This is a genomic window from Kitasatospora sp. MBT63, assembly GCF_000710465.2.
In the GTDB taxonomy this organism is placed as follows: domain Bacteria; phylum Actinomycetota; class Actinomycetes; order Streptomycetales; family Streptomycetaceae; genus Kitasatospora.
Window position 1 is genome coordinate 1 of record NZ_JAIZ01000229.1, and the last position, 3,419, is coordinate 3,419.

A 3,419-nucleotide genomic window follows, 5' to 3' on the forward strand; every position below is an offset into this window, starting at 1 on the left:
GAACGGGTGGAACCCGTACACCACTTCCCTGGACGTAACCCTTCCGGATCCTGGAGAAGAAGGTCCTTCAGAGATGTCGGCTTCTGTGCCCGCAGGCCAGCCCGCGTAGCGAGTACTTCCATGGCATGCCGTTCGAGCAGGCCCGCTTTGAAGCAGCCCGGGCCTATGGTCGCGGGAACATCATCGAGCCGACCTATCTTCACGACGGGGCAGCCGCAGGCGGGGATGAAGCCCTGTCCGGGCACGTACGACGACGCCTGCAGAAGGCTCCCAGCGTGGCCGACGCCTTCGTCCTCAATGACGCGTTGCGACAGCGTTTCCAGCAGGGGAGCGCCCGCACCCGCTTCCTCAGGCGGAATGATCCCGTTGAGTCCCTGGGCGCCTTGCTCTGCCTCTTCCAGGAGCAGCCAAGGCGGTCCCGGCCAGGCTAGGGCAAGTGTTGTCCCCCCGGATGCCGTGCGCAGGTGCTCCATGATCCAGCCCGGCGGCAGCAGGTCACGTTCGGCGGCGTCCCAGGGGCCGCCGACGACGGAGCCGGGGCCGATGAGTTAGCCGCCGCTGCCCCGGCCCGAGCCGCGGACGTCGATGCCCGTCCCGAGCGCGCTCCAGCCAGATCATGACCTGGCGCAGCGTGGCGGCATCAAGGGCGTCGCGGACGGCCTGATGGTCGTCGTCGGTGGTTTGGCGGGCCTGGTAGGCGGCTTCGGGGGCACAGCCGGCGATGTCGCGGCAGTCGTTGTGGTCGTTGTGGAACCGCGGCCCGGCGTCACGGGCCTGGCCCGGCTCCAGGATCGAGCCGAACCAGGTGGTGCCCTCCCCAGTGGTTCGGTCGCCGCAATGGGCGTAGTGCCACCGCGCGGGCGTCAGCGCCCAGGCCGCTTCGAGGTCCGCCAGCTCCTGGGCGACGGCATCGTGGCTGTGTTCGTCCCGGTGGTCGCTGTTCGTTATCGCGGTCTTGTCCCGTCCTTGGAATTCCTGAGCGCTTTCGCTGCCGAATGCTTCGACTATCGGGGCTTAGATCCGACTTTTGGTGCGCTATGAATGCGGTTGTGATCTCTTCGTTTCCCGTCGGTGGGCCGGAATATCTGGGAGTTTCTTGCGTCCTGACTGTCCTGGACCGGTCGCGGTCAGGCCGGTGGCCGCGTTGCCCCTGGTTCGGGGCACGGCCACCGGCCTGTCGCCACTTTCCATGAACTCACCCTGTAAATAGGCAAGTTGGGTCGCTGTGCCGGTCAGTTCAGGTCGAAGTCGTCAGGGTCGAAGTCGAAGTCCTCGGGCCGGAAGTCGCCGTAGGCGCCGCCGTTGAAGTAATCGGCAAGGGCCGCGCCGATCACGGCCCGCACCTCGTCCTCGTTCTCGGCGCGGGCCAGGGCGGCGGCCTGCTCACCCGAGAGGTTGAGGTGGACGTCGCGGGCCCGGACCGCGTCCGAGCCGCGGATCGCGAAGGTGGTCGTCCTGCCGACCCGGGCGCCGATGCCGGAGATCGTGCCGAGCTGTGCCAGCTGCTTGGCCTTCCGCTCCCGGCCGCGCTCGGTCGTCTGCACCTCGAGCGCTTCACGCCGCAGCTGCTGCTCGTGCTCGACGGGGTGGCGGGTGCCGTCGATCCAGCGCAGCACCGTGCGCGGTGAGACGCCGTAGGCGGCGGCCATCATTCTGGTGCTGCCGCCGTACTTGCGGTCTCGCACGTGACCGGCCTGGGTGGTGGACTGCACGGGGGCCTGGCGCGAGGGGAACAGCGCCTCGCGCACCCGCCCGAACATCCCCCGGAGCTTGCCGGCCATCAGTTGCCGCCTTCCTCATCGTGGTCGGTGTCCGCGCCGGCCTCATCGGCGATGGGCTGCTCCGGGCCGATGTAGGTGCCGTCGGTGGTGTAGTCGTGGGTCAGCCGGGAGGGGTGCTCACGGCGGCCCATCACCTCGACCGCGGCCTGCAGCGGGATCGAGGCCTCGTGCTTGTGGCTGCCCGGCGCGATGCCCAGGCGCAGCGCGCCCGGGACCGGGGTGCCGTCGTCCTTCACCGGCAGCACCTCCAGCGGGGAGGGGGCGTCGGTGGCGTACAGGTAGGAGTCGACGTTGACCGCGAACGGGGCTCGGCCGGTCAGCAGGAAGGTCTTGCGCAGGCGGCGGTGGGCGGCGATGCGGGCGGCGGCGATGATGTGGAAGCGGATCTCGGGGCGGTAGGACCAGGAGGCGGCGACCTTCTCCAGCCACGTCTCGTCGTCCAGGTGGCGGGCTGAGTCCGACCACTTGCCGATGCCGCCCTTGTAGATGTTCTTGTACAGCCCGGCCAGCACCAGGGCGTCCGCGCGGACCGGGTCGGTGCCGACGTCCTTGTGCACGGCGTAGGCGGCGAGGAACTCCTCCGGGCTCTGGCCGTCGGTCAGGCCGAGGTCGGCGTACGCGCGTTTGTACCCGGCCCGCACGTGCCCGGTCCACTCCTTGAGCAGCGGGACGGTGTGCGAGGACAGGTACGCCTCGGTGATGGTCGCCGGGTCGAAACCGTAGGTGGTGGCCATGTAGGCAACGGTGGGGGTGGCGTACCAGCCCGGCCCGGTCGGGGGCCGGCCGTGGAAGGTGGCCGGGTGCGGCAGCAGCTCGTCCACGGCCGTCGCGGTGAAGTCGCACCACCACAGGCCGGCGGTCTTGCCGCCGTTCCAGTCCGGGGTCCGCATCAGCTCCAGCGGGCCGGCGGGCAGGCGCAGGGAGTCGGTGACAGACAGGTAGGACGCGCAGACGTCGACCGCAACTGCGAACTGGCGGCCGGCCTCCTGCTCGGTGAGCTCGCGGGCCCACCACTTGTAGTCCTCTTCTTCGCACACCGTCTCACCTCGAGAGAGTAGCTCGTGGGTGAGCGGGTGGCGGGCCCCGGCGGCCGGCGGCACGCACAGGTCACCGGCCGGGAGGGCGCCCTCGCGCAGATTGGAGGACCACTCCCCTGTTGCTTCGTCCTTGACCCACTCCACACGCGGGCGCACCGCGTCCAGGAGCAGCATCCCGGTGGACGCAGTGGTCGCGCCCGGCGCGACGCCGAGGTCGGTGGTGAAGGCCCGGAAGCGGCGGGCGAACGTCCGACCATTCTTGGCGCGATCGGGAGCGGTGGCGAGTGGGCCCGCCAGGGCGCTGGTGGCCTGCTGGCGGGAGTCGCCCTGCCCGAGCCACGGTGCGACGGTCACCCGGACCGAGGTCTTCGGGCCGCCGGCCGAGCCCTTGCGGCGGAAGACGTGGAAGGCCGGGCCGATGTGCTCGCTCAGCTCCATGCCGACGCTGGCCGCGGCCTTCGCCATCTTGGCCTGCAGCGCGCCCAGGGCCTTCTCCGTGCCCGGCAGGGCGGCGGGCAGGCCGAGCTGCTTGAGCGCGGCCGCGGTCAGGCAGACCGTGCCGTCGCCCCCGCGCCCGGCCGGGTGGGCGCGCTGGACGCGC

Annotated in this window: 4 protein-coding genes; 1 reads left to right on the forward strand and 3 read right to left on the reverse strand. The window is 70.7% G+C overall.

From position 1 onward, the window contains the following. The coding region (locus tag AA75_RS51410) for a hypothetical protein (protein ID WP_206743438.1) at positions 1–473 on the reverse strand (473 nt) is incomplete at its 3' end. A 112-nt stretch (positions 474–585) separates the two neighbouring features. On the opposite strand from AA75_RS51410, the gene AA75_RS15185 reads away from it, so the two are divergent. Continuing rightward, positions 586–1,041: a hypothetical protein gene (locus AA75_RS15185; RefSeq protein ID WP_033820542.1), complete on the forward strand. Its 456-nt coding sequence runs from the start codon at positions 586–588 to the stop codon at positions 1,039–1,041. A 191-nt stretch (positions 1,042–1,232) separates the two neighbouring features. On the opposite strand, the gene AA75_RS15190 is transcribed toward AA75_RS15185, so the two are convergent. Together AA75_RS15190 and AA75_RS49340 are read right to left on the reverse strand one after the other, a co-directional pair. Continuing rightward, the gene (locus tag AA75_RS15190) at positions 1,233–1,781 is read right to left on the reverse strand and encodes a hypothetical protein (protein ID WP_033820543.1); all 549 of its coding nucleotides are present in this window, start codon (positions 1,779–1,781) and stop codon (positions 1,233–1,235) included. Further along, the coding region (locus AA75_RS49340) for a hypothetical protein (RefSeq protein ID WP_033820544.1) at positions 1,781–3,419 on the reverse strand (1,639 nt) is incomplete at its 5' end. The genes AA75_RS49340 and AA75_RS15190, both read right to left, overlap by 1 nt.